Source organism: Chryseobacterium sp. 'Rf worker isolate 10' (assembly GCF_050753305.1).
Lineage (GTDB): Bacteria > Bacteroidota > Bacteroidia > Flavobacteriales > Weeksellaceae > Chryseobacterium.
The window spans coordinates 978,325-1,003,022 of record NZ_JBOZOF010000001.1; the positions used below are offsets into that span (position 1 = coordinate 978,325).

The following is a 24,698-nucleotide window of genomic DNA, read 5'->3' on the forward strand; positions in this document are numbered from 1 at the left end:
ATTAAAACTATATTTCTTATTTTTGACCAATGGAAAATTTTATAGTATCTGCAAGAAAATATCGTCCTCAAGAGTTTGATACAGTTGTAGGACAATCCCATATTACGGATACTTTAGAACATGCAATTGAAGAAAGTCAGTTAGCTCAGGCATTACTTTTTTGTGGTCCTCGTGGTGTGGGTAAAACTACCTGTGCAAGGATTTTGGCAAGAAAAATCAATGAGAAAGATGGCTCGGTTTCAGAAGATGGCTTTGCTTATAATATCTATGAGCTGGATGCTGCATCCAATAACTCCGTAGATGATATCAGGGAACTGATAGACCAGGTAAGATTTGCACCTCAGGTCGGTAAATACAAAGTGTATATTATTGACGAGGTTCATATGCTGTCTTCTGCCGCTTTCAATGCATTCCTTAAAACCCTGGAAGAACCGCCTGCCCATGCGATCTTTATTTTGGCAACCACAGAGAAGCATAAAATTATTCCAACAATTTTATCCCGTTGTCAGATCTATGACTTCAAGAGAATTGTCATTGAAGATATCCAGAATCACCTCAAAAATATTGCCCAGAAAGAAAATATACAGTATGAAGACGACGCTTTGTATCTGATTGCCCAAAAGGCTGATGGTGCATTAAGAGATGCTCTTTCTATCTTCGACAGGTTGTCTACCTTCTCCCAGAAAAATATTACGCTGGCAAAAGCTGCTGAAGTATTAAATATTCTGGATTATGATCAATATCTCAATATTGTAGATCTTGCCAAGGAAAACAAAATTCCAGAAGTGCTTTTTGCATTCAATGAAATTGTAAAGAAAGGTTTTGATCCCCATATTTTCATTGCCGGATTAGGGAATCATTTCAGAGATCTGATGATGGCGCAAAATGCTTCTACAATGGAACTCATTGAAGTAGGAGAGAAGACAAAAGCTAAGTTTGTAGAACAGGGACAGAAGTGGGCCGCCCAGCAGCTTATAGATGGCGTTGAGATTTGCAACCATGCAGATATTAATTATAAGAATTCCAAAAATCCAAGACTTACGGTTGAAATTGCATTAATGCAGCTGGCTTCACTGACAGCTAATTTAGGCGATACTAAAAAAAAAAGTTCCTGATTCTGGCTCCGTTTCTCAGTGAGAAACAGGAAGTGAAAATGCCGGAAAAAGCTCCGGAGAAAAAAGAAACTAAAATAGAGCAACCGCCTGCTGCTTTAGAAAAAGTTGAAACAGCTCCGTTAACAAAAACGTCCAAACCCTTATCAAGACCGGGAATTTCTTCCGGTTTCAGCATCAATTCTTTCCTTACTAAAGAAGATAAAGTGGAAACAGCCGAAAATGTTGTTTTGAAAAACGAAAATCTTCCTCAAAACCATTTTACAGATACAGATCTGCAGATGGAATGGAAAATTATGCTTAAACAGCTTCAGATAAAAGACAACTTTGTTTTTAATGCAGTAAAAACCTTCAAGCTGGAAAAAGCCGAGGAACATAAAATCAAAGTTTTGTTCCCTTCAGATTCTGCAAAAGTAGAATTTGATAAAATAAGTGGAGAATTTTTTAATCATTTTAAAAGAAAAATTCAGAACCATATCATCGAGGTAGAATACGTCAGAGACGTTGAAAATCTGAAGATTGAGGTGGTGACGAAAAGAAAAATTTTTGAAAAACTTATAGAAAAAAATCCACTTTTAAAAGATCTTGATGATTTAATGAAGTTTGATTTGACATAATTTTTATATATTTGTCAAATATTTCTGTTGAAAATATGTTTTCAACAAGAACAAATTGCAACCAGAAACGCTAAACAAAGACATTTCCAGAATAAAATGGAAAAATTGAATAACACATATCAGTCTTTTTTTGCACCCGCTAATTACTTTTTTAGCGGTTATTTTAGTTTTTCTGCTTCTTATTATAGAAATTTTAGAACGTATTACCGATTTTATTGGTACTGTTAACTGAATTTCTTTCCAAAAAATACAGGAGAAGTAGAGCCCTATTATTTTCCTGATTCCTTTAAACAATTTTGAACGGCATTTTTTGAAAAGAATTATAAATTAAATTTTATAATCCAAAGGGCTATTGCTGTCAACAAAAAAAATTATATAAAAAAACAATAAAATTTAGAATAATGAATTTAAATGATTTAAAAAATGAGTGGATCAATGAGCTTACACAGCCTTTAATGATCGCGGGACCATGTAGTGCAGAAAGTGAAGCTCAGATGCTTGAAACAGCCAGAAGAATTAAAGAATCCAACGCCAATGTTTCTGTTTTCCGTGCTGGAATATGGAAACCTCGTACTAAACCAAACGGTTTTGAAGGAGTAGGAGTGATCGGTTTGAACTGGCTAAAAAAAGTAAAAGAAGAATACGGTTTTAAAACAGCTACGGAAGTTGCCAATGCACACCACGTATTTGCAGCTTTAGAAGCAGATGTTGACGTTCTTTGGATTGGAGCACGTTCTACAGTAAATCCATTTACGGTACAGGAAATTGCAATGGCTTTAAGGGGAACTGATAAGCCGGTATTCGTGAAAAATCCTGTTAATCCGGATCTTGCATTATGGATCGGAGCTTTGGAAAGACTTCTAGGGCAGGATATTAAGAACCTTGGAGCAATTCACAGAGGATTTTCTACATACCAGAAAACAAAATACAGAAACAACCCGAACTGGCAGATTGCCCTTGATTTCAAAAGCCAGTTTCCCAATATTCCAATGCTGATAGACCCTTCTCACATCTGCGGAAATAGAACAGGTCTTGCTGATATCACACAGGAAGCACTTAATGTTGGATACCAGGGTGCTATCATTGAATCACACTGTAATCCTGATGAGGCGTGGAGTGATGCTTCTCAGCAGATTACACCTGAGGTTCTTGCCGACCTTATCGGTAATCTGAAAGTAAGAAGCTCTAATCTTGCAGGTTTTGAAGGAGAAATGGGAAGACACAGAACTTTAATCTCAGATCTTGACTTCCAGTTAATTGAACTTCTTTCTCAAAGAATGAAAATTTCTGAAAAGATCGGTAAACTTAAAAAAGAAAATGATATTGCGATCTTCCAGCCCGAACGTTGGAAAGTAATCACAGAATACGCTAATCAGAAAGCAAAAGAAACAGGAATGTCTCAGGAATTCATTGAAAAAGTTTTCAAAGCAATTCACGAAGAGTCTATTGAGGTTCAGAATAATATTATGATTGAGAGATAAGTTGCGGATAACAGGTAGAAGAAAGCAAAGCTTTTACTAAATTTCCAGCTAAAAATAGAGATTAGGGCTTAGACGTCAGGATGTAAGGGGATTGAAACATTTGTTTTTAAACCTATTTCCTGAATGCTAAGCCCTAATTGCGTATATTTGCACCAGCATTATCTATGAAAGGAAAAATCATTAAATCTACAGGCAGTTGGTACCAGGTTTTGGAATTGGAAACAAATAAAATTTTCGAGGCCAGAATCAGGGGGAAATTCAAATTAATAAAAACCAGACTTACCAATCCACTTGCTGTAGGAGATTTTGTTGAGTTTCAACTGGAACAGGATGATATCGCCTGGATCACGAAAATTGAACCACGCACCAATTATCTGATCAGAAAATCGGTGAACCTTTCAAAAGAAGCTCACATTATTGCTTCTAACATTGATCTTGCATGTTTTATCTTTACACTGAAACATCCCGAAACATCTTTAGGATTTCTTGATAGGTTTCTGGCATGCTGCGAAGCCTATAATATTACACCAGTTATCCTTTTTAATAAAATAGATGTTCTTCATGAAGAAGAAATTGAAATTGTAAAGGACATAGAGTTTCTTTATCAGGAAATAGGCTATGACACGTTGGAGATTTCATCCTATTCAAAACTGAATCTTGATCAGCTGCAGGAAATTCTTAAAGACAAAACTTCGGTATTTTTTGGCCATTCCGGTTGTGGGAAATCTACTTTAGTGAATGCTTTACAGCCCGGACTGAACTTAAAGACATCCGAGATTTCTGACACCCATCTTAAAGGGAAACATACAACTACTTTTGCACAGATGCATTTCTGGCATTTTGGCGGAAATGTTATCGATACGCCAGGTGTGCGTGAGTTTGCCATGATTGATATTGAAAAAGAAGAAGTACAGCATTACTTCCCTGAGATTTTCAAAAAGAGAGAAGAGTGCAAATTTCACAATTGCCTTCACATTAATGAGCCAAAGTGTGCTGTTATTGATGCTCTTGAAACAGGCGAAATTCAGCATTCTCGTTATGCCACTTACATTAAACTGATGGATGAGGCAGAAGAGGCTTCTCAAAAATAATTAGAAACATACGCATATTTATAACAGCTGCAGATTATTCGGACAATCTGTACATATCCTCTTGTTGTTATTTGGAAAAAAATATTTAGTGAAAATATTTTTTTAAAGATTAAATTTAATACTCTTGATTGTATTTTGTTTTTCTTAAACTATTTTCTTTGAATTTTAATGAAAAAAAATCAGTTTTTAAATAACTCTACTTTTTGCTGTGACTATTTTGGCAGATAACTCCACTTTTGTCACATTTTGATTAATTTTAAAAATCATTTTTTATAAAGACGAATTATTTTATCAATTGAAATAAAAGCTACAATATCATTAAATATAATTTAATATCGGTTTGAAAATTGTAGAATTAATAAAAAAATGCCTTATTTTTTGAAAATAAAAAACCCAGCCGAAGCTGGGTAAAAACTAATAACCATGAAAACTCAAATTAAACATGAGAATCGCAATAGAATAAACAATTACTATGCCAAAGATTGGTTCACAATTTCTTAATAAAAGTTATTTTTATGTTAAAAAAAAATTAAAATAAAAATCAAAGATATTTTTTGTAATTTTGCGCCATTAAAAAAATATACATTTATGTCTAACATTACATTCACTATGATTAAGCCTGATGCTGTTGCTGACGGACATATCGGTGCTATATTGGGTAAGATTGCTGAAGGAGGTTTTAAAATCAAAGCTTTAAAATTAACTCAGCTTACAGTTGCTGATGCAAAAAAATTCTATGAAGTACACGCTGAAAGACCATTTTATGGAGAATTAGTAGAATTTATGAGCTCTGGTCCTATTGTAGCTGCCGTTTTAGAAAAAGACAATGCAGTAGAAGACTTCAGAACATTAATCGGTGCTACTAATCCTGCAGAAGCTGCAGAAGGTACAATCAGAAAAATGTTTGCAAGAAGCATCGGAGAAAATGCTGTTCACGGTTCAGATTCTAACGAGAATGCATTAATCGAAGCTCAGTTCCATTTTTCAGGAAGAGAGATTTTCTAAGAAGATTATCTTACAAAATAAAAAATCCGGAGAGAATTCTCCGGATTTTGCTTTTTATAGTTCGTATTTTTAGTAATGCTAAAGATTATTTTCAATGGCTCCCACATTTTCTTTATACAGTTCCAGGGGCTTATCAAGTAGAACAGCAATGACGGTCATCTGCTTATCAAGCTTTTCTTTTGGTATATCAATATAAATAATTCCCGGCCGATTGCTCCAGTAAAGTTTATTGTATATCGTATGTGACAGCATCGTGCCCTCACCTACAACTCTTATTCTGGCAATCCCATTTTTTATTCCTTTTAAGGCAATTGGACCTGTAGGTGCTCCTTCCACAAAAAGATAAAGCGTCTGTTTGTCTTTTGACAGTGTGCTTATTCCTGAGTAATGTCCACTTGGTAATCCATTTTCAGTTTCAAAAAGCGCTTCTGCATGCTTACTTATCCATTGCATGGTTTCCGGATTGGTTTTAATTGTTTTCCTGATTTTCATGTCAAGTCCATCACTGGTCAACCCTGAAGAAGTCAGCAGGTTATTGCCCTTATAAAGCATGTTGGCAATATTGTAGGCCGCTTCCTGAGTATTCTTATAATCTAATATTTCGGCAAGAGAACGTTCTTCTGTTTTAAAATCTTTCAGAAAAACGGGTGGAGTATCAAAAGTAAGTTCCACAACAGTGACATCTTTGTCAAATTTCACATTGGAAAAATGAAGGGTCAGTGTTTTTTCGGAATTATGATCCATTGTAATGACAGCTGAAGGATCTCCTATGATTTTCGCTGAAAGAGGTTTTATTGCTAGTCCGTAGATTTTTGTGAAGTTTTTGGCTTCTTCCAGATAAAGGAATAAAGATTTCTTAGAAGTAGACAAAGAAGATTTTCCTTTATAATTTTCAAAAGGAACTCCGCGGGTTGTTTCATAAATGGCCTGCTGGTTTTTGGATGTCCATCGGCCAAGGTTTTTCAGGATTTCAATCTGCTCTTCCGGAATGGTGCCGTCTGATTTCGGACCAATATCAAGCAGAAGATTTCCTCCCATGCTGATCACATCTGCCAGAGTTCTGACAATCATATTGGGTGTTTTGTATGCTTTGTCATAGGGTTGATATCCCCATGAATCATTCATGGTGTAGCAAAGTTCCCAGTACGGATTTTGTGGTGGAATTACAGGAACTCCCTGCTCAGGAGTATCATAATCTCCATGATTGTTGAGTCTTGAATTGATAATGATATCAGGATTGTATTTCTTGAGCAGATCTAATGTCTGAGGAGCTTTCCATTCTTCAGAAGTATGTTCCCAGTCTCCATCGAACCAAAGAAGATCTGGTGAATATTGAGAAGAGAGTTCATTAAGCTGAGTTTGATAGTAACTGACGAAATTCTGCCATCGTTTCGGATCATTTTTTATTTCGTAGCGTTTTTTTGTACGGGTATTGATGTCATAATAAGGATGGCTCCAGTCTGGTAAAGAGAAGTAAAGTCCGGTTTTTAATCCCGATTTTTTCAGAGCAGAAACAAAAGGGCTCAAAACATCCTTTTTCGCCAGAGACTGTTGAGGAATCGTGGTTGCATTTTCTGCTTTTGAGTTCCATAATGAAACCCCGTCATGATGTTTGGTTGTAATAACAGCATATTTTGCTCCGGATTCTTTAATAAGGTTTGCCCATTGCCCAGGCTGATATTTTGAAGCTGAAAAACCATTCAGCTGTTTCATGTAATTTTCGTGGTTGATATAATTGTTGAAAAATGACCACGATTCAGAAATCCCATTGACAGAATAAATTCCCCAATGAATAAAAATCCCAAGCTTGGCGTTTTTAAACCATTCCATCTTTTTGCTGTTGTCAACCGTCTGAACCTGTGCGCCAATACTATTTGCAGATAATATTAATCCCAGGAAAACAGCTTTAATCAGACTGCTTTTCATATAAAGATTTATTTTAACAATAAATATAAATAAAGAAAGCATTACAGCATAAAATAGTTTCTATTATTTATTAATAAATAGTATCAAAACGTTGCTTATTATTGTATTTTTATAAATGGAACGTTTATTGTAAATTTTATCTGAAAAAAGCAATTATGAAAATTCCACTAGTATTAATGGCAAGTTTATTGGCTGTAGGGGTTTCTGCACAAACTACTAAACCAGTCGATAAAACGAAGAAGCCTGTAAAGAAAATTAAAAAAGTAGCAGTTACTGAAACTCCGGAGAAGCCAAAACCAGGCAAGCCTGCAGTTATTGTGAAGAAAGATAGCGTTGTTCCTCATGGTCATGGCTGTCCGGCTTGCGGAATGGGATAAAAGATGAGCAAGCCGCTGTTAGGAATATCAATGATGGCAGAAGCAGAATTTGTTTCTGCTGTTTTGCCGCTGCTACAAGATAATTCCGTGGATGTATTGGAATGGTCTTTTGATACCCTTTATCATGCCCATGAACCTGATTGGCTTCGTGATCTTCTGAATTTTTATTCTGAGAATGAGCGTTTAATAGGGCATGGTGTCTATTATTCGCTGTTGGATGCAAGATGGACAGAAAGACAGGAAGAATGGCTGAAAAAACTTAAAGAAGAAGTCGCTTTACGAAAATATAATCACATCACGGAACATTTTGGTTTCATGAATACTGAAAATTTTCATCAGGGAGTACCTTTGCCTGTATCACTTCATCACAAAACTTTAGAGATAGGTAAGGATAGGCTGTACAGGCTTCAGGAAGCTGTTAATATTCCTGTTGGTATAGAAAATCTGGCCTTTTCATTTTCCATAGATGATGTAAAAGAACAAGGTGTTTTCCTTGATAAACTGATCGAAGATACTGATGGTTTTCTGATTCTAGATCTTCATAATATTTATTGTCAATCCTGTAATTTCAACGTAGAGCTTCGGGAAATAATTGATTTGTATCCTTTGAATAAAGTAAAAGAGATTCATCTTTCCGGAGGGAGCTGGCAGGATAGTGTTTACGGGAAAAAGCCGTTGAGGAGAGATACACATGATGATGTTATCCCCAAAGAAATATTTTCTGTTTTATCTTCTGTGCTGACACAATGTCAAAATCTTGAATATGTCATCATTGAAAGGCTGGGACATACATTGAAAACAGAAAGACAGAAAAATGATTTCCTGACTGATTTTAATCAAGTTAAAATAATCATCGAAGCTTCAGATTGGAAACAAAGAGATGAGAAAAGCTGGAATAAGAAGGAAATAAAACTCTCTGAGAAGCCTTTGGAGGATCTGGTTTTGTTTGAAGAGCAATCTAGGCTTACCAAGCTTCTTTTTGACAATGTAGAGGCAAAGGTTATTAAAGATCTGGACTTTCATTATTTTAAAACAGAGAACTGGGATCTGGAAATGATTCTTACTGCCCAGAATATTATTAAAAAATGGAATCCTTATTAATTCTATCCTGATAACCAAAATCAAATTATATGAAAATGACAACACTTGTATTGATCATTACCGCTGTCCTCACTGCTTTGATAGGAGGGCTTTTCTATGCTTATTCATGTTCGGTTGTGCTTGGGCTTGGGAAACTTTCTGATGCAGAATACCTGAAAGCAATGCAGAACATTAACCGGGAAATTCTTAATCCGGTCTTTTTTATGAGTTTTATGGGAACAGCAATACTTCTTCCTGTATCTGCTTTTATGTTCCGGGGACATCAGCCTGTTTTTATTTTTCTCCTGCTGGCAGCACTGGCTTACCTGATTGGAGTTTTCGGGGTGACAGTTGCCGGGAATGTTCCGATGAATGATGCTTTGGACAAGTTTGATATTTCCGGTTCTACAACGGAAGCCATCAAACAGATGCGTGATAATTTTGAAAACAGATGGAATTTTCTGAATAATATAAGGACGGTCTTCTCTGTCATTTCAATCATTTTTGTAGTCTGTGCCTGTATCTGGGACAGGGAAGTTTAGAGAAGGATTAAGTAAAAATACTTAATAAAAGATTCGGTATTTCTACGGATGTACAGCAATGGTTTTATTCTGATCTTTGTGTTGTTAGCAAGACAAAACAGATCTTAACATTTTATATGCTGAGAAAAGATTTATAACCACGAAGACTTTAATTCCAAACAAGAGAAAAGGCAGCCATTGGCTGCCTTTTGTTTATTATTAGGATAACCGATCTGTTAAATTTTTAAAAGTTCGATCATTCTTTCTGGACTTTCTGCTGAGAAAACAGCATTTCCGGCAACAAGAACATCAGCTCCTGCTTCAAAAAGCTTAGAAGCATTGTCAATATTTACACCGCCATCTATTTCAATAAGCGCTGTAGAGTTGTTGCTTAAGATCAGGTCTTTGGTTTCAGCAATCTTTTTGTAGGTGTTTTCAATGAATTTCTGACCTCCAAATCCTGGGTTTACACTCATTAATAAGACAAGATCCACATCTGCAATAATATCTTCAAGCATTAATACCGGAGTGGATGGGTTTAAAACCACACCCGCTTTTGCTCCTTTACTCTGAATGTGGTGAATGGTTCTGTGAAGATGAGTACATGCTTCATAATGTACAGAAATAAGATCTGCACCATGATTGATGAATTCATCAACGTATTTTTCAGGTTCCACGATCATTAGGTGAACATCTACGAATTTTTTGGCATGCTGCTGAACTGTTTTCATCACCGGGAAACCAAATGAAATATTAGGAACAAACCTGCCGTCCATTACATCAATGTGGAACCAGTCGGCCTGAGAATTGTTCAGCATTTCAATGTCTCTTTGCAGATTCCCAAAGTCTGCAGATAAAAGGGATGGAGCAATAAGCTTCGTTTTCATTTTTACTTTATATTAGATATTTAGAGTCAGGAACCAAGAATCAAAATAGGTTGAAAACAAGTGTTTTGTGTTCATATTTTGATTGTCTTGAATCTTGTGTCTGGCATCTTGATTCTACTAATGATACTTCAGTTTCATTTCCGGCTTGATCTTAAGAATGGTTTCATAGATAAGTTTAATCACATTGCCTACATCTTCCTTAGAGACCATTTCTACCGTAGTATGCATATAGCGCAAAGGTAAGGAAATTAACGCACTTGGTACTCCGCCGTTAGAATGGGCAAAGGCGTCTGTGTCTGTTCCTGTAGCTCTGCTTGCAGCGGCTCTTTGGAAAGGTATCTTTTTGGATTTTGCAGTATCAATGATCAGTTCTCTGATGGTATGATGAACACTTGGAGCAAAAAATACTACCGGTCCTGCACCACATTTCTGATCACCTTCTTTTTTCTTTTCAATCATCGGGGTAGTGGTATCGTGGGTAACATCCGTCACAATCGCGATATTGGGTTTGATGGTGTCAGCAATCATGTCTGCTCCATATAAACCTACTTCTTCCTGTACAGAATTGGTAATATAAAGCCCGAAAGGAATAGATTTTTTATTTTCTTTTAAAAGTCTCGCTACTTCAGCAATCATAAAACCTCCGATTCTGTTATCCAGCGCTCTGCATACAAAATATCTGTTGTTCATTTCAAAGAACTCATCAGGATAAGTGATCATACATCCTACAAAAATTCCCATTTCTTCCACTTCTTTTTTAGAGGTGGCACCACAGTCGATGAAGATATTCTCGATTTTTGGAGTGGGTTCATTTTGATTGGATCTCGTATGAATGGCCGGCCATCCGAATACGCCTTTTACAATCCCGTTTTCTCCGTGGATATGAACCACTTTTGAAGGGGCGATTGTTTGGTCGGAACCTCCGTTTCTGATGACATAGATTAATCCGTCATCTGTAATATAATTGACGTACCATGAAATTTCATCAGCATGTGCTTCAATCACTACTTTAAATTCGGCTTCCGGATTAATGATCCCATAACAGGTACCATAATGATCTACTTCTATTTTGTCCACATACGGCCTGATATAGTCCATCCAGACTTCTTGTCCTTTGTGTTCATAACCGGTTGGTGATGAAGTGTTTAAATAATTTTCTAAAAATTTCAAAGATTTCTTTTCAAATTTCATAAAAAGGAATGATTTTTGCGTTTAATTTTTGTTCTTATAAGTGTAAAAATAATGAATTTTAGTAAGATTATCTGCCTTTTCATATTCTTTTTTGGAGTCAGTGTTTTTGGCCAAAAGGATGGTATAGTAGCAAAACCGCTCAATCAATATCCGCCTGAATCCCTGAAAGTGGATGAATTTGGCAATAAATATTATTACGACGAACAGCAAAAGATGAAGGTTTACGAGATCAATGGTGAACCTGTAGTCGTACTGGATGAGTTGGTTTTGGTGAATAAGCCAAGGTTTAATAATCAGCTGGATAAGAATTACTATTATTTCCTCAATAAAAAGCTGTACAGAGTATATCCACTATTTGTGACTGCGTTACAGCAGTACAGAGATATCCAGGTAGATATGAATGATATGGACAGCAAAGCCAAAAGAAAATTTGTAAGAGAAAGACAGAATATGCTTGCTGATCAGTATGAAAAACAACTGAGAGATCTTACCACTACCGAGGGGCAGGTTTTTGCAAAGCTGATGAACAGGGCTACCGGAAAAAATGTATTTGAAATTATCAAAGAACTGAGAGGTGGATGGAGCGCTTTCTGGTGGAATGTAAAAGGAAAAATGGCCGATATCGATTTGAAAGACCGCTATGATCCACACACTAACAGAACTGATGAATTTATAGAATCACTCCTCCAGTCCAACTGGAATTCAGGCTATCTGCAGCCTTACCCGGGAGCCAGTGATTTTAAAGTTAAGAAATAATATAAATTCCTGTAAGTATTCTTACAGGAATTTTTCTTTTAATTTATCGAAGACAATCTTATCAATGGGAAGAGGAAAAGGGTTGTCTGGTCTGTCTATATCGATCCATTCTGTTTTTTCGATGCAGGGATCCAGAATAATGAAATCTTCCTCATTCACTATATCTACTATATAATAGATGGTAAGAAGCTGTTCATTTTCTTTGAAACGGGAAACCAGAAAGTTTTCCTGAGTATAGAAATGTTCCAGAATGTCGATCTTTACATTAAGTTCTTCATCAAACTCACGATGCAGACATTCCAGTACTCCTTCACCATATTCCAATCCGCCACCCGGAAATTTCATTAAAGGTTCGCCGGCATATTCCTCAAATAAGGTCAGAACTTGTTTATCTTTTACAGCACACGCATACACTCTAATGTTGATCTTATCTATCATATATATAATGTATAATAATTTGTATAGCTAATGTAAGGATTTTTGTTGAAAAAATAGACGGATGATGGAATCCTGATCAAACGATTAAACAGCTTGCTGCGCACATCCAGCTTCCATCCTCAAGCTTCCATTCTATGATTTAACAGCATTTATCATCTCTCTTTTTCCTGGAGGTCCCTGTTTTTTCTCTACCTGGAAATTCAGTTCCTGAAGAATTCTTCTTACGCTGCCTTTAGAAGAGTAGGTGGTTAATAATCCGTTAATGGCCATTTTGTCAGAAACCAGTTCAAATAATGGTTTTTCCCACAGATCTGGCTGCACTCTGGCTCCAAAACAATCGAAGTAAACAAGATTGATTTTGGGCAGATCTATGTCTTTCAGGTCGAAAAAATCACATTCTATCTTTTTTAAGTTGAATCCACTAATGATTTCTACTGACTTTTCCCAATCTGCCAGATGAATTTTCTGATAAATATTTTTAAACTCAGGGTTGTCAAAAAGCTCAAAGTAAGCCAAATCATTAACTTCAGATTCATTTATGGGATATTTTTCAAGCGAAAAATAATTGATGACATGATTTTTGTCAGTTTTTAAATATTCATTAATTGTCACCAAAACATTCAAACCTGTTCCAAAACCGAGTTCTAAAATATTAATTTCGTAATCATTTACCAGATTTAATCCGTTTTTAATAAACACATGTTCTGCTTCCTGAAGTGCTCCGTGATGAGAATGGTAATTTTCATTTAAATCATTGATAAACAATGTTTTACTACCGTCTTTTGTGGTCTTTATTTCTCTTTTCAAGCTATTTTTTTGTCAAATTTACTCTAAAATTTTTATATTTAGAAAATTATGTTAAATTTGTAGAACATCGTAAAAATTTTAAAAAATGATAATTCAAAAAACTGAAAACTCCAGAATTTCTACATTTGACCCTAACAATTTTTCATTTGGTGGTACTTTCATTGATCATATGATTATATGTGAGTACGAAGACGGAAAATGGGGAGATGTAAAATTAGTTCCTTACGGTCCAATACCATTTACACCTGCCATGATGGGAGTAAACTATGGACAAGCTTGTTTTGAAGGTATGAAAGCCTATAAAGACAAAGACGGGCAGGTTTTCCTTTTCAGGCCTGAGAAGAATTTTGAACGTATCAATAAATCGGCAAAGCGTCTTGCTATGCCTGAGGTAACTGAAGAAATGTTTTTAGACGGATTAAAAGCATTGGTAGATATCGACAGAGAGTGGATTCCACAGGGGGAAGGAATGTCACTTTACATCAGACCATTGATTTTTGCTACGGAAGAAGCTCTGAAAGCAAGAGTATCTAATAAATATATGTTTGCCATCGTTGCAACACCTGCGAAGAGCTATTATTCTGAGCCGGTATCTGTAAAAATCTCTGATCATTATTCAAGAGCGGCAAACGGAGGTGTAGGTTCTGCAAAAGCTGCAGGGAACTATGCTGCGTCTTTCTACCCAACACAATTGGCAATTGAAGAAGGTTACGAGCAGATTATCTGGACTGATGATGCTACTCATGAATATTTCGAAGAGAGTGGTACAATGAACGTATTTGTAAGAATCAACGATACGATCTATACACCTCCGACATCTGAGAAAATCCTTGACGGGGTAACAAGAGACAGCTTCATTCAGTTAGCAAAGAAAAGAGGAATCGAAGTAAAAGTAGAACCAATTCCTGTGAAAACAGTTATTGAAGCTTTGAAAGGAGGATCACTTAAAGAAGTATGGGGAGTAGGTACAGCGGTTGTAACCACTCAGTTCCAGGCTTTAGGATACCAGGGTGAGAAACTGGCACTTCCAAGATTATCTGATGAAGAAAGCTTTGCTGCTCTTCTTAAGAAAGATTTGGTAGACCTTCAAAATAACCTGTCTGAAGATCCTTTCGGATGGAGAGTTACTGTAGATCACGCTTTAGAAACAGTTTAATAGTAAATAAATAACTATATGAAAGCCGGGTTTTTCCCGGCTTTTTATTTTTTCAGAAAAATAAAATTTAGCTTAAATATTTAAATCACTTTATGGAAGTTAAGCTGGGATTTCTATTCTCGTCAAATTGTTCTTGTAAATACGGGATAAGTTTTGTAATTAATTAGCGAAATGTGTATTTTCGCAGAAGTTTATGAAAAAAATACTCTTCATATCAGCCATAAGCCTGTTGAGCTGCAACAGAAATGCACAGACGGCGCACCCTCCTGTAGGTGGTGTTTTAAGCCAAAAAGATCTGGATGTTTCTAAAAACAGGATGAAAAATCTTAACGTCATAGAAAGAGGCCAGATTCAGGATTGGATCGGTGGCCAGTCTGTTAAGTATTATCCTACGCAGCTTAATTACTGGGTGACGGTAGAAGGTTATGATCAGAGAGAAAGAAGAAAAGACGAATCTTTGATTTCTTATTCTTATGATCTTTACGATTTTGACCAGACTAAAATTTATGACAAGCCTTTTGAGAGAAGAGATGCCAAATTCGGGCACTTTGATGAACTGAGAGCAGTGGAGAACGCTTTGCGTTTTATACATGATGGAGAGGAAGTAACGCTTTTGGTGCCGTCTTCTTTAGCGTACGGAACTTACGGAGACGAAAAGAAAATAGACAACGACATTCCATTAATCATAAAATTAAAAGCATTATAATACATGAAATTGTTTAACAAGAATATAATTCTGGCAGCGGCAAGTATTTCGCTGATGAGTTGTACCCCAATTTATAAAAAAATGAACGTAGACAAAGAAACTTACGAAGGTCTTAATGACGGACTTTATGCCAATCTTCAAACTACAAAAGGTAACTTAATTGTAAAGTTTGAGGACAAGAAAGCACCAGTAACTGTAGCCAACTTTATCGGTCTTGCAGAAGGGAAAATCGACAACAAAGCTAAGGCTAAGGGAGTTCCTTACTATGATGGAACTATTTTCCACAGAGTAATCAAAGATTTCATGATCCAGGGTGGAGATCCAAAAGGAACTGGAGCAGGTGATCCGGGATATAAATTCGAGGATGAAAGAAACGACCTTAAACATACAGGAAAAGGTATTCTTTCTATGGCAAACTCAGGACCTAATACAAACGGTTCTCAGTTCTTCATTACTGAAGTGGCTACACCTTGGTTAGACGGAAGACACACGATTTTCGGAAAAGTGGTAAAGGGTAACGATGTAATTGATGCTATTGCTAACGTTGAAAAAGGAGCTCAGGATAAGCCTAAAACAGATATCGTTTTAGAAAAAGTTTCTGTTTTCAGCAAAGGTGACGAGTATAAGCACTACGATGCAGCTAAAACTTTCAACGAAGGAAAAGCTAAAATCGCAGAAAACAATAAGGCTTTTGTAGCTAAAGAAGAAGCTGAAAAGAAGAAAAAAGAAGAAGAATTCAAAGCTAACCAGGAGAAATTAGTTGAAAACCTAAAAGCTGGTATGCAAAAAACTGAATCTGGTCTTTACTATAAAATTACAAAAACAGCTGACGGTAAAGCTCCGAAAGTTGGTGATAATGTATCTGTACACTATGCAGGTAAATTGGTAGACGGAACTGAATTTGATTCTTCATTCAAAAGAAACGAGCCGATCGAAATTCCAATCGGAATGGGAAGAGTAATCAAAGGATGGGATGAAGGTATCCTGTTATTGAAAGAAGGTGAAACTGCTACATTATTGATCCCGCCGGCAATGGCTTACGGAGAAAGAGGTGCAGGAGGAGTGATCCCGCCAAACTCTTGGTTAGTTTTCGATGTTGAGCTTGTAAAAGTAAAATAATTGAATCGTTTTAAGATATGAAGCCGTCCGAAAGGACGGCTTTTTTTATGCGGTTCAAATACATTCTGTAACGATCTGTGTACATGTTGCGACCTATTTTAATATCAGGAAAGGTTAATGGTTTTTCTGGAAAAAGCAATCTTAAATTTGTAACAATCATTTAATAATGAAAACTAAATCACTTCTGTTTCTATTCCTTCTGCTGTCGTGTATGGCTTTTTCTCAGATCAAAGCAAATCCTGACGATGCAGCGATAAAAAAATCACTTACTTATTTTGTAAACAGTATTAAATCTAAACAGATAGATCAGGCAGTAAGTTGTATATATCCAAAGTTCTTCACTATAGTTTCAAAAGAACAGATGACACAGATTTTGAATATGACTTACAATAATCCATTCATGAAAATTGAAGTACAGGATTTAAAGTTTGGAAATATTGAAAAACCCGAACTCATTATTGGTGAATATTTTTCTATTGCTCATTATTTTTTGAAACTCAAATGCAATGTCAGTTCATTAAATGATGAGATGAAACAAAAAATGAACAGCGCTTTAACAGCCAAATATGGCGCGAATAATGTAAAATATCTAGCCAATGAAGGTTCATATCTCATCAATGCCAATATGAAAGCCTGTGCTGTTTCAAAAGACAAGAAAATCTGGAAATTTGTTATTCTGGAAAAAGAATATAAAAAAGAACTTGTGAAAGTCTTACCGAAGAAAATTCTTGATAAATTTTAAAGGGTTAAACAGTAAGCATCAATTTCTATTAAAATAATGCCGTCTTGAAAAGGCGGTTTTTTGTTTCCTGTAAATACCGTAGAAATACGGATTTCGGCAAGGGTTTATTACTTCTATCTTTATCATGCACTTAAAGAAACAAAATAGACATTATGTTTGATCTTAATTATGACCTGATAAAGAAAGAAATAGAATCGGAAGTGTGTAAAGAACACGGCCTGAATCCTGAATTTGTAAAAACAGACGAGGGTTTCGGTATAAAAGCCTGCTGTGAACCTTTCAGAGAAGAACTTGTTGAAAAGTCCGGAAAAATGATTGAGGAAGAAACCAAAAAGATCCTCGATGAAATGATGAAGGATCTATTTAAAGAATAAATTATTACGATGTGACGATAGCACTTGTTGTTGTCGCAAAGCTGCTCCGGATGGAGTGGCTTTTTTGTTGGAAATAAAGTTGTCAAAATCAAAAAAACCGCCCCAAATAGGGCGGTTTTTTCAGTAAAAGTAAATTGAAAGTTATGTTTTCTGTTATCTTTTCTTCATACTTTTCCCGGCAAGGGAACTGATGAATATGAGGCCAAAGCCAATATATGCGGCAAATGCCGTCAGGTATATAATTAAGCTGTTAAAGCTTGGTTTTGAAGCGTATACCAATACAGAAAACGCAGCAAAGCTCAGAACCAATAACAGGCTCCAGATATTCAATTTTGCAGCATCTTCATTTCTCTTAAAAATCATTTCAAAAAAGGATCTCATCATTACTAACATTTTAAGGGTTATACAATTAATTAAAAAATAAAGGCGTACTCATCACGGTAAAAAGAATAAATTCCTTTACTGGGCTAAGGTTCACGACGACTTTGCCATTTATCTATATCGTTATTCCGGGCTAAAAGTCCGGGAAATTTTTGTTTTTTTGAATCTATAAAGATTCCTGGTTATTGATGATACCAGTTAGATACGGGGTGCAAAATTGCTGTGAAGAATTAACGGGGGTTAATTAATCACGAACCCGTATCTTGTACGGCATCGTAGAAAAAAAAGGATTCATATACTAGATATGAACTTGAATCGGTGGAAAAACTGAAAATCCACAGAAAACCTTTTTTCTCATCCTTAGTGCTTTTTTATAATTTTTTTCTTATTATTTTACATGCCAATTTCATGCCAAAGTTGTGCTTTGTCGATTAACACATTGTTTTAGGAAATTAGGAAAGCCTGTATTGGAGCCTGTTTTTATCTGTTATTTCCTTAAACATAGAAAAAAATCTACTTTATTTTCAATATTTTGAAATAAGAAAATAGAAGTGAAATGGTTGATTTTTTTCATATCTTAAGCTTCTTTTAGAAATCGTTTGAAAAATGAATCAGGAGGATTTAAAAAATAATATTGAGTTTTGTATAAATAATGTTTTAAAGCTTGCAAAGGTTCATTGTCGGAATACTGTTTCTACCAACCTGTTTTTTATTGTATCTGATTTTAATGAATTTGGATTAAACTTCCCGGAGTACAGAGCTTCCCGAAGCAGGATCAATAATTCAAAAACACTATTGGATTTAGATTCTGCTGTAGAAATTTTATACAAGGAGATGAACGACCTTTATGATATTATTCTATATATTTTTCGTGTCAACAAATATGAAACAATTCTGGAAATTCAATATTATAGGAAATCAAATCTTAATCCTGATTATTTTGCTGTTGTAAAAGATAATCCGCCCATGTTTCATTCAAAAATTCCTATACCTGAATATGCATTAGAAGGTAGAAAGTTTGATGCGAATTGGGAATCCAAAGGTGGAATAGATCATGTATGGAAGAGCTTAGTGTATAAGTTGAGAAGAAAACTATTTCAGAAGAGGAATTTTCTGAAAAAATAGCATTATAATCTCTCGTAGATTTTATTGATTATGCAGATTTTTATTTGAAAGAATAATGTATGTAGGTGGTCATTCCGAAGGAATCTCAACTCTTCTTATAGCATTTTAAGCAATTCATGATATCAATCTATATGGAAACCCATTTCTATTGAATTCGTGTTATTCGTGAAATTATTAGGGTTATTCGTATTTAAATTAAAAACCACAAATGGCACTAATAAACTCACTTGAACTTATTGATTAAAAATATCCTCCATCTGTGTTAATCTGCAAGATCTGCGGGACTCTTATAGGTTTGGCTAAAGCCCGTTTGTATTGAAATAAATAGGAGTATTACTATTTAAAAATAAGAAAACCGCCTTTAAAGACGGTTTTGTGTTTTACCAGTTTTTATCGATCATGTAGATCATCTGTGTCAAAGCTGTTGCGCCTAATAAAAGCTCTCTTCGGTTCACCTTTTCAAAAGTATCTTCTTCTGTATGATGAATATCAAAATAACGTTGAGAGTCCGGCATCAGTTCTGCCGCAGGAATTCCCATGTCGTGGAGTGGATAAAGGTCTGTTCCTGAAAATTTTTCTTCAAAATTGTAAACTCCGTAGGGAAGGAATAAACTTGACCAGCTTTTAATCTGATTTCTTTTTACATCATCCATATCCAGCGCAATCCCTCTTGGAGCAAAACCTCCGGCATCTGTTTCAATGGCAAAAAGGTGTTTTTCGTTTTTCTCCTTTACTGTTTTACCGTATTGAATTCCGCCTTTCACTCCATTTTCTTCATTAGCAAAGCAAACGACTCTAATGGTATGATTATTTGCAATTCCTAACTTTTTGAAGGTTCTCAATACTTCAATACTCTGTACAATTCCGGCTCCGTCATCATGAGCGCCTTCACCTACATCCCAGGAATCCAGGTGTCCGCCAACAACAATAACGCTTTGGTCTTTTTTACCTGTGATTTCTCCAATAACAGAGTGGGAGAGTTTATCGCCTTTCATTCCACAATTGGAATTAAGTTTAGCAGTAATTTTCTGGTTCTTCAATAATGCTTCCAGTTCATCTGCGGTTGTGCTCCCGATGGCTACGGCTGGTATTTTAGATACTTTGTCCTCATAACGCATAGCTCCGGTGTGAGGAATATCATCAAAAGCAGAAGACAGGGATCTTACGATGGCAAATTTTCCTCCTTTTTTAGCAGTTAATGAAGCTGCTGTAGTTCTGTATTTTGCAGCATCACCATATGCTTTGAAAGTCTCTATGAACGACTGGCTGAAAGGGTAGTTGAAGAATACAATTTTATCTTTCACCTTTTCAGCAGGAAGTTTGTCATATTCTTCCATGGATTTTACCATGATGATTTCTCCTGAAACATCTTTTCCTCCGGTTCCTTCAGAATTTCCAAGGGAAAGCATTTTGAGACTTTTCCATTTTCCGTTGGAAGTTTGTATGTTCAGAGATTCTTTTCCTCTTTCCCATACCGGAATCATGACTTCCTGCAGCCATACTTTATCAGCTCCTGCATCACGGAGTTTCTGTTCGGCCCATTTTACGGACTTTTCATAGGCTTCAGATCCACTTAAACGGTGTCCGATATTTTTTGTAAGCTCTCTAAGCTCTGTATATCCTTTTCCATTGTTCAGGATTTCTGTAGAGATTTTTTTGAACTGGATGGAATCTTCTTTAGACTGGCCAAATGCAGCCATTCCAAAAAGCAATAATGAGGTTCCTAATATCTTTTTCATTGTTACCAATTTTTATCAATCATATAAATAAGTTGTGTCATCACCGCGGAACCGAGTAACAGTTCTCTTCGGTTGACTTTTTCAAAAGTGTCTTCTTCCGTATGGTGGATATCGAAATAACGTTGCGGATCGGGTACCAGCTCTGCTGTGGGAACTCCCATTTCATGAAGAGGGGCTATATCAGATCCGGAATATTTACCTTCAAAGTTATAAACACCATAAGGCAAAAACAAATTCAGCCAGCTTTTGATCTGGTTTCTTTGAGGTTCATTCATTTCAAGGGAAATTCCCCGTGGTGAAAAGCCTCCTGCATCCAATTCTATAGCGAAAAGATGTTTCTCGTTGTTTTCTTTGGCAACTTTACCGTATTCTTTTCCACCTTTTGTGCCGTTTTCTTCATTAGCGAAACAAACTGCACGAATCGTATGATTATTTTGTATGCCCAATTTTTTAAAGGTCCTTAAAACTTCAATACTTTGTACGATTCCGGCTCCATCATCATGAGCACCTTCACCCACATCCCAGGAATCCAGGTGTCCGCCTACAACAATAATGCTTTGGTCTTTTTTACCCGTGATTTCTCCGATAACAGAGTGGGAGGGCTTTTCTCCCTTCATTCCACAATTGGAATTGAGCTTAGCGGTGACTTTCTGCTTCTTCAACAAGGTTTCCAGTTCATCAGCAGAAGTATTACCTATCGTGATGGCGGGCACTTTTGAAATATTCTTGTCATAACGCATGTTTCCTGTGTGAGGAATATCATCGAATGCGGATGACAGTGATCGAATAATGGCAAATTTACCACCTTTCTTAGCGGTTAATGAAGCTGCAGTTCGTCTGTAGGCACCAGCATCGCGATAAGAAATGAAAGTCTGTACATTTCCCTGATTAAAAGAGTAATTGAAAAATACAATTTTATCTTTCACCTTTTCAGCAGGAAGCTGATCATACTCTTCCAGTGATTTTACCATGATGATTTCTCCTGAGACATCTTTTCCTCCGGTTCCTTCAGAATTTCCAAGAGAAAGCATTTTGATACTTTTCCATCTTCCGTTGGAAGTCTGTATGTTCAGAGATTCTTTTCCTCTTACCCATGCCGGAATCATCACTTCCTGAAGCCATACTTTATCAGCTCCGGCATCACGAAGCTTCTGAGCTGCCCATTGTACGGATTTTTCATAGGCTTCGGAACCGCTTAAACGGTTGCCTATCGTTTTGGTAAGTTCTCTCAGTTCATTGTATCCTTTGCCATTGTTCAGAATTTCTGTGGAAATTTTTTTGAACTGAATAGAGTCTTCTTTAGACTGGCCAAATGCAGCCATCCCAAAAAGCAATAATAAGGTTCCTATTATCTTTTTCATTGTTACCAGTTTTTATCAACCATAAAAATCATCTGCGTTATTGCAACGGCTCCGAGAAGAAGTTCTCTTTTGTTCACTTTGTCAAAAGTATCCTGCTCGGAATGATGATAATCAAAATATCTTTGTGTATCCACAACAAGCTCTGCTAAAGGAATATCCAGTTTTTTTAAAGGTGAAATATCCTGAATAGCTTCTGTCTGGTCAAAATCATAAACCCCATAAGGCAGGAAATATTCTTTCCATGGATAAACCAATCTTCTTCTCTGAGGAGACATATCCAAAGAAAATCCTCGAGGAGAATAGCCTCCTGCATCGGTTCCCAAGGCAAATACGTGTTTTTCGTCTTTCTTTTTTACATAGGCAGCGTACATTTCACGGCCTTGCCCACCGTTTTCACTGTTGGCATACAGAACGACGCGGATGGTGTGGTTATTTTCATATCCAAGCGCTTTCAGCGTTCTTAAGACTTCCATGCACTGTACAACACCAGTTCCGTCATCCACAGCACCTTCACCTACATCCCAGGAATCGAGCTGCGCACCTAAAACAATCACTTTAGAATCTTTTTTGCCCTGAATTTCAGCAATGATATTTGGATTTGTAGTGTCACCTTTTGATTCGGCTGTCATGTTGATTTTTGCCGTAACTTTTTGTTTTTTTAAGGTTTTTTCCAACTCATCTGCAGATCTTACTCCAATTGATAAAGCGGGAATTTTAACTTTATCGTCTGGTTCATAGTAAATCATTTTAGCATGAGGAGTATCGTCATTAGCGGTTGTCAGTGATCTTATAATTAATGCTTTTGCTCCTGTTTTAGCAATTACGGAAGCGGAAATTAATTTTGATTTTGCAGCCTGTAAATAAGAATCACTTGTATTGATAATTTTCGGATCCATAGGAACATTTACAAAGACTATTTTATCTTTTAACTGTCCTATTGACATAGCGTTAAGTTCTGAAGTGGAATTAATTAAAACAATTTCTCCTGTCAGGTCTTTTCCGGCTGTTCCCTCAGAGTTTCCGAAAGAAAGCATTCTTATATTTTTCCAGTCTCCATTTCCGGCTTTGATCTGTAAGGATTCTTTTCCTCTGATCCAGACAGGTGCTTTGGCTTCCTGCCTCCAGATCATATTAATACCGATTTCCTTGAACTTTTTTTCAGCCCATTCTACTGCTTTTGCATATCCGGGAGTTGCACTGAAACGAGGTCCAATTCCTTTAGTGAGTTCTCCGAGATTATTATAGGCAGTACCGTTGGTCATAATTTCATCTGAAATTTTTCTGAACTCGTCATGATAATTGAATTTGGCAACAGTACCTTTTTTTGCCGGACTTTTTTGTGGCTTTTTTTGAGAAAATAAAAATCCACTCAAAAAGAGTGGAAGTATAATGAATATTTTTTTCATTTTTTATTTACTTATCTTTTCCGTTGATAAAAGTAGGGAAAAAATAGGAATTTATTAAGGTTTCATGTCGTACATTAACAGGGCTGTAATCAATTTTGGCTCAATGAATGTACATTTCGGAGGCATACTTAATTTTAAGTCTGAAATTTTAATCATATCATTAAAACTTACAGGATAGATTCCGAAACCAACTTTACCTTCACCGCTGTCTACTTTTTCTTTTAAAAGGTTGATTCCATTAATGTTAGAAGTTCCTTTTACGTAAGAAATAAGTTCAGAGCTGTCCGGATCTTCAATTTTCAGAATATTTTTAAAAATATACTTGTCCAGAAGGTGGTGATCCAGGTTATCCAGAGACATTTCTTTGGAACGAAGATCGTGCTTCACGTGAAGAGAGTAGAACTTCCCGTCCAAATACATTGAAATATGGAATTTTTGAGAAGGGTAGTATGATGTTTCTCCTTTTTCGTGAATAAGGAAATAATGTTCAAGCTGTTTAAGGAAGTCTTCTGGTGAAATGCCGTTCAGATCATGTAGGATTCTGTTATAATCATGAATCTTAATTGACTGATTGGAAACAATAAAGCTGTATACAAAGTTGTAAAGCTCTGTACCATTATGCTTTTTGTTCTTTTCTTTATGATATTTGGCGTTTATTGCTGTGGAACCAATTCTGTGGTGTCCGTCAGCAATATAAAACGAATCAATCTGATCTATTACTTCTTTAAACTGCTGCAGCTTCAGACGGTTGTCTATCCTCCAGATTTTATGTCTGATACCAATAGAGTCTACATGATTAAAGATAGGAACGTTTTTTTCCTCATGATTCATCAGCAGCTCAATTTTTGAATTGGCAGGATAAGTAAGAAGTACAGGTTCAGCCTGCAGATTTACTTTTTCAAGGTAATGAGCAAGTTTTTCCTTTTTCTGAGGAATGGTACTTTCGTGTCTTTTGATTTTTCCATTCCAGAAATCTTCAATACTAGCCAATCCGAGAAGCCCCCTGAACACTTGTTTGTTGGGGTAGATCTGCTCATAAAGATAATAAGCTGAGTTATCCTGGACCAATTTCTTCTCGTCCAGAAGTTCTTCAAATGTAGAACGGATCTTTCGCAGGTTCCGGTCAATATCTTTAGATTTACTTACAACATAAGGTTTAATCATATTGATGTAAGTATTTTCAACTTGAGCTTTCTCTGCGATCTCTTCCTGGGTGAAATTATCCAGTGGATGGGTAGGGAAAGTACTCTCAAAGTCTCTATGAGGTCTAATTCCACGGAAAGGTTTAAAAACAGGCATA

The 24,698-nt window shown here is 36.1% G+C and carries 25 protein-coding genes; 15 read left to right on the forward strand and 10 right to left on the reverse strand.

Annotated features, from left to right (window positions below):
• Positions 1-29: 29 nt before the first annotated feature.
• The 5 genes from dnaX to LKL37_RS04310 all read left to right on the forward strand — a co-directional run bounded on the left by dnaX (position 30) and on the right by LKL37_RS04310 (position 5,306).
• Positions 30-1,115, forward strand: a complete 1,086-nt coding sequence (gene dnaX, locus LKL37_RS04290; RefSeq protein ID WP_431609365.1) for a DNA polymerase III subunit gamma/tau — start codon at positions 30-32, stop codon at positions 1,113-1,115.
• A gap of 38 nt (positions 1,116-1,153) precedes the next feature.
• Complete coding sequence (locus LKL37_RS04295; RefSeq protein ID WP_431609366.1) at positions 1,154-1,729, forward strand: hypothetical protein; 576 nt, start codon at positions 1,154-1,156, stop codon at positions 1,727-1,729.
• Between the two features lie 401 nt (positions 1,730-2,130).
• Entirely contained in the window at positions 2,131-3,210 is a 1,080-nt protein-coding gene (locus LKL37_RS04300; RefSeq protein WP_431609368.1) for a chorismate mutase, read from the forward strand.
• A 164-nt stretch (positions 3,211-3,374) separates the two neighbouring features.
• Positions 3,375-4,301, forward strand: coding sequence for a ribosome small subunit-dependent GTPase A (gene rsgA, locus LKL37_RS04305; RefSeq protein WP_431609369.1), 927 nt, complete (start codon positions 3,375-3,377; stop codon positions 4,299-4,301).
• Between the two features lie 588 nt (positions 4,302-4,889).
• The gene (locus tag LKL37_RS04310; RefSeq protein WP_076355787.1) at positions 4,890-5,306 is read left to right on the forward strand and encodes a nucleoside-diphosphate kinase; all 417 of its coding nucleotides are present in this window, start codon (positions 4,890-4,892) and stop codon (positions 5,304-5,306) included.
• A gap of 78 nt (positions 5,307-5,384) precedes the next feature.
• On the opposite strand, the gene LKL37_RS04315 is transcribed toward LKL37_RS04310, so the two are convergent.
• Positions 5,385-7,232 (reverse strand): alpha-L-fucosidase, encoded by a 1,848-nt coding sequence (locus LKL37_RS04315; RefSeq protein ID WP_431609370.1) that lies wholly within the window; start codon positions 7,230-7,232, stop codon positions 5,385-5,387.
• Between the two features lie 155 nt (positions 7,233-7,387).
• Between LKL37_RS04315 and chrA the strand changes: the two genes are divergently transcribed.
• Genes chrA through chrI form a run of 3 tightly spaced genes read left to right on the forward strand, consistent with a single transcriptional unit; the run spans position 7,388 to position 9,231 of the window.
• Positions 7,388-7,609 (forward strand): MNIO class RiPP chryseobasin precursor ChrA, encoded by a 222-nt coding sequence (gene chrA / locus LKL37_RS04320; protein ID WP_431609371.1) that lies wholly within the window; start codon positions 7,388-7,390, stop codon positions 7,607-7,609.
• A gap of 3 nt (positions 7,610-7,612) precedes the next feature.
• Positions 7,613-8,710, forward strand: a complete 1,098-nt coding sequence (gene chrH / locus LKL37_RS04325) for an MNIO family chryseobactin maturase (protein ID WP_431609372.1) — start codon at positions 7,613-7,615, stop codon at positions 8,708-8,710.
• A gap of 29 nt (positions 8,711-8,739) precedes the next feature.
• Positions 8,740-9,231 carry a chryseobasin maturation helper ChrI gene (gene chrI / locus LKL37_RS04330; RefSeq protein WP_431609373.1) on the forward strand — a complete coding sequence of 164 codons (492 nt, stop codon included), beginning with the start codon at positions 8,740-8,742 and terminating at the stop codon, positions 9,229-9,231.
• Positions 9,232-9,446: 215 nt separating this feature from the next.
• On the opposite strand, the gene rpe is transcribed toward chrI, so the two are convergent.
• A complete protein-coding gene (gene rpe / locus LKL37_RS04335) occupies positions 9,447-10,097 on the reverse strand; it encodes a ribulose-phosphate 3-epimerase (protein ID WP_105702994.1) in 651 nt (216 codons plus the stop codon).
• A 117-nt stretch (positions 10,098-10,214) separates the two neighbouring features.
• A complete protein-coding gene (gene chrP, locus LKL37_RS04340) occupies positions 10,215-11,288 on the reverse strand; it encodes a chryseobasin maturation metalloprotease ChrP (protein WP_431609374.1) in 1,074 nt (357 codons plus the stop codon).
• A 51-nt stretch (positions 11,289-11,339) separates the two neighbouring features.
• On the opposite strand from chrP, the gene LKL37_RS04345 reads away from it, so the two are divergent.
• Positions 11,340-12,044 (forward strand): DUF4294 domain-containing protein, encoded by a 705-nt coding sequence (locus LKL37_RS04345; RefSeq protein ID WP_431609375.1) that lies wholly within the window; start codon positions 11,340-11,342, stop codon positions 12,042-12,044.
• Positions 12,045-12,065: 21 nt separating this feature from the next.
• Here the strand turns inward: LKL37_RS04345 and LKL37_RS04350 are convergent, their stop codons facing one another.
• Both LKL37_RS04350 and mnmD read right to left on the reverse strand, forming a co-directional pair.
• The gene (locus tag LKL37_RS04350) at positions 12,066-12,482 is read right to left on the reverse strand and encodes an NUDIX hydrolase (RefSeq protein WP_253316672.1); all 417 of its coding nucleotides are present in this window, start codon (positions 12,480-12,482) and stop codon (positions 12,066-12,068) included.
• A gap of 132 nt (positions 12,483-12,614) precedes the next feature.
• Positions 12,615-13,289: a tRNA (5-methylaminomethyl-2-thiouridine)(34)-methyltransferase MnmD gene (gene mnmD, locus LKL37_RS04355; RefSeq protein WP_431609376.1), complete on the reverse strand. Its 675-nt coding sequence runs from the start codon at positions 13,287-13,289 to the stop codon at positions 12,615-12,617.
• An 85-nt stretch (positions 13,290-13,374) separates the two neighbouring features.
• On the opposite strand from mnmD, the gene LKL37_RS04360 reads away from it, so the two are divergent.
• The 5 genes from LKL37_RS04360 to LKL37_RS04380 all read left to right on the forward strand — a co-directional run bounded on the left by LKL37_RS04360 (position 13,375) and on the right by LKL37_RS04380 (position 17,386).
• Complete coding sequence (locus tag LKL37_RS04360) at positions 13,375-14,445, forward strand: branched-chain amino acid aminotransferase (RefSeq protein ID WP_431609377.1); 1,071 nt, start codon at positions 13,375-13,377, stop codon at positions 14,443-14,445.
• Between the two features lie 193 nt (positions 14,446-14,638).
• Entirely contained in the window at positions 14,639-15,151 is a 513-nt protein-coding gene (locus LKL37_RS04365) for a hypothetical protein (protein WP_105702988.1), read from the forward strand.
• An 81-nt stretch (positions 15,152-15,232) separates the two neighbouring features.
• A complete protein-coding gene (locus LKL37_RS04370; protein WP_431610436.1) occupies positions 15,233-16,270 on the forward strand; it encodes a peptidylprolyl isomerase in 1,038 nt (345 codons plus the stop codon).
• 166 nt (positions 16,271-16,436) lie between these two features.
• Positions 16,437-17,012, forward strand: a complete 576-nt coding sequence (locus LKL37_RS04375; RefSeq protein WP_431609378.1) for a hypothetical protein — start codon at positions 16,437-16,439, stop codon at positions 17,010-17,012.
• A gap of 152 nt (positions 17,013-17,164) precedes the next feature.
• Positions 17,165-17,386: a hypothetical protein gene (locus LKL37_RS04380; protein WP_431609379.1), complete on the forward strand. Its 222-nt coding sequence runs from the start codon at positions 17,165-17,167 to the stop codon at positions 17,384-17,386.
• Positions 17,387-17,539: 153 nt separating this feature from the next.
• Here the strand turns inward: LKL37_RS04380 and LKL37_RS04385 are convergent, their stop codons facing one another.
• Positions 17,540-17,770 (reverse strand): hypothetical protein, encoded by a 231-nt coding sequence (locus tag LKL37_RS04385; RefSeq protein ID WP_431609380.1) that lies wholly within the window; start codon positions 17,768-17,770, stop codon positions 17,540-17,542.
• A 603-nt stretch (positions 17,771-18,373) separates the two neighbouring features.
• Between LKL37_RS04385 and LKL37_RS04390 the strand changes: the two genes are divergently transcribed.
• On the forward strand, positions 18,374-18,892 hold the full coding sequence (locus LKL37_RS04390) for a hypothetical protein (RefSeq protein ID WP_431609381.1): 519 nt from the start codon (positions 18,374-18,376) through the stop codon (positions 18,890-18,892).
• A 380-nt stretch (positions 18,893-19,272) separates the two neighbouring features.
• Here the strand turns inward: LKL37_RS04390 and LKL37_RS04395 are convergent, their stop codons facing one another.
• Genes LKL37_RS04395 through LKL37_RS04410 form a run of 4 tightly spaced genes read right to left on the reverse strand, consistent with a single transcriptional unit; the run spans position 19,273 to position 24,697 of the window.
• Positions 19,273-20,631 (reverse strand): M20/M25/M40 family metallo-hydrolase, encoded by a 1,359-nt coding sequence (locus LKL37_RS04395; protein WP_431609382.1) that lies wholly within the window; start codon positions 20,629-20,631, stop codon positions 19,273-19,275.
• 2 nt (positions 20,632-20,633) lie between these two features.
• A complete protein-coding gene (locus LKL37_RS04400) occupies positions 20,634-21,992 on the reverse strand; it encodes a M20/M25/M40 family metallo-hydrolase (protein WP_431609383.1) in 1,359 nt (452 codons plus the stop codon).
• Between the two features lie 2 nt (positions 21,993-21,994).
• On the reverse strand, positions 21,995-23,398 hold the full coding sequence (locus LKL37_RS04405) for a M28 family peptidase (RefSeq protein ID WP_431609384.1): 1,404 nt from the start codon (positions 23,396-23,398) through the stop codon (positions 21,995-21,997).
• Positions 23,399-23,452: 54 nt separating this feature from the next.
• A complete protein-coding gene (locus tag LKL37_RS04410) occupies positions 23,453-24,697 on the reverse strand; it encodes a DUF1015 domain-containing protein (protein ID WP_431609385.1) in 1,245 nt (414 codons plus the stop codon).
• Position 24,698: the final 1 nt, after the last annotated feature.

Bases quoted from the DNA above. Each gene is read 5' to 3' on its own strand.
- chrP (WP_431609374.1), bottom strand. From the start codon at position 11,288: ATGAAATTTGAAAAGAAATCTTTGAAATTTTTAGAAAATTATTTAAAC.
- LKL37_RS04385 (WP_431609380.1), bottom strand. From the start codon at position 17,770: ATGATGAGATCCTTTTTTGAAATGATTTTTAAGAGAAATGAAGATGCT.
- LKL37_RS04350 (WP_253316672.1), bottom strand. From the start codon at position 12,482: ATGATAGATAAGATCAACATTAGAGTGTATGCGTGTGCTGTAAAAGAT.
- chrH (WP_431609372.1), top strand. From the start codon at position 7,613: ATGAGCAAGCCGCTGTTAGGAATATCAATGATGGCAGAAGCAGAATTT.
- rpe (WP_105702994.1), bottom strand. From the start codon at position 10,097: ATGAAAACGAAGCTTATTGCTCCATCCCTTTTATCTGCAGACTTTGGG.
- chrA (WP_431609371.1), top strand. From the start codon at position 7,388: ATGAAAATTCCACTAGTATTAATGGCAAGTTTATTGGCTGTAGGGGTT.
- LKL37_RS04365 (WP_105702988.1), top strand. From the start codon at position 14,639: ATGAAAAAAATACTCTTCATATCAGCCATAAGCCTGTTGAGCTGCAAC.
- LKL37_RS04405 (WP_431609384.1), bottom strand. From the start codon at position 23,398: ATGAAAAAAATATTCATTATACTTCCACTCTTTTTGAGTGGATTTTTA.
- rsgA (WP_431609369.1), top strand. From the start codon at position 3,375: ATGAAAGGAAAAATCATTAAATCTACAGGCAGTTGGTACCAGGTTTTG.
- LKL37_RS04380 (WP_431609379.1), top strand. From the start codon at position 17,165: ATGTTTGATCTTAATTATGACCTGATAAAGAAAGAAATAGAATCGGAA.
- LKL37_RS04345 (WP_431609375.1), top strand. From the start codon at position 11,340: ATGAATTTTAGTAAGATTATCTGCCTTTTCATATTCTTTTTTGGAGTC.
- LKL37_RS04360 (WP_431609377.1), top strand. From the start codon at position 13,375: ATGATAATTCAAAAAACTGAAAACTCCAGAATTTCTACATTTGACCCT.
- LKL37_RS04390 (WP_431609381.1), top strand. From the start codon at position 18,374: ATGAATCAGGAGGATTTAAAAAATAATATTGAGTTTTGTATAAATAAT.
- LKL37_RS04375 (WP_431609378.1), top strand. From the start codon at position 16,437: ATGAAAACTAAATCACTTCTGTTTCTATTCCTTCTGCTGTCGTGTATG.
- LKL37_RS04370 (WP_431610436.1), top strand. From the start codon at position 15,233: ATGAACGTAGACAAAGAAACTTACGAAGGTCTTAATGACGGACTTTAT.
- LKL37_RS04310 (WP_076355787.1), top strand. From the start codon at position 4,890: ATGTCTAACATTACATTCACTATGATTAAGCCTGATGCTGTTGCTGAC.
- LKL37_RS04315 (WP_431609370.1), bottom strand. From the start codon at position 7,232: ATGAAAAGCAGTCTGATTAAAGCTGTTTTCCTGGGATTAATATTATCT.
- LKL37_RS04295 (WP_431609366.1), top strand. From the start codon at position 1,154: ATGCCGGAAAAAGCTCCGGAGAAAAAAGAAACTAAAATAGAGCAACCG.
- dnaX (WP_431609365.1), top strand. From the start codon at position 30: ATGGAAAATTTTATAGTATCTGCAAGAAAATATCGTCCTCAAGAGTTT.
- LKL37_RS04400 (WP_431609383.1), bottom strand. From the start codon at position 21,992: ATGAAAAAGATAATAGGAACCTTATTATTGCTTTTTGGGATGGCTGCA.
- LKL37_RS04300 (WP_431609368.1), top strand. From the start codon at position 2,131: ATGAATTTAAATGATTTAAAAAATGAGTGGATCAATGAGCTTACACAG.
- LKL37_RS04410 (WP_431609385.1), bottom strand. From the start codon at position 24,697: ATGCCTGTTTTTAAACCTTTCCGTGGAATTAGACCTCATAGAGACTTT.
- LKL37_RS04395 (WP_431609382.1), bottom strand. From the start codon at position 20,631: ATGAAAAAGATATTAGGAACCTCATTATTGCTTTTTGGAATGGCTGCA.
- chrI (WP_431609373.1), top strand. From the start codon at position 8,740: ATGAAAATGACAACACTTGTATTGATCATTACCGCTGTCCTCACTGCT.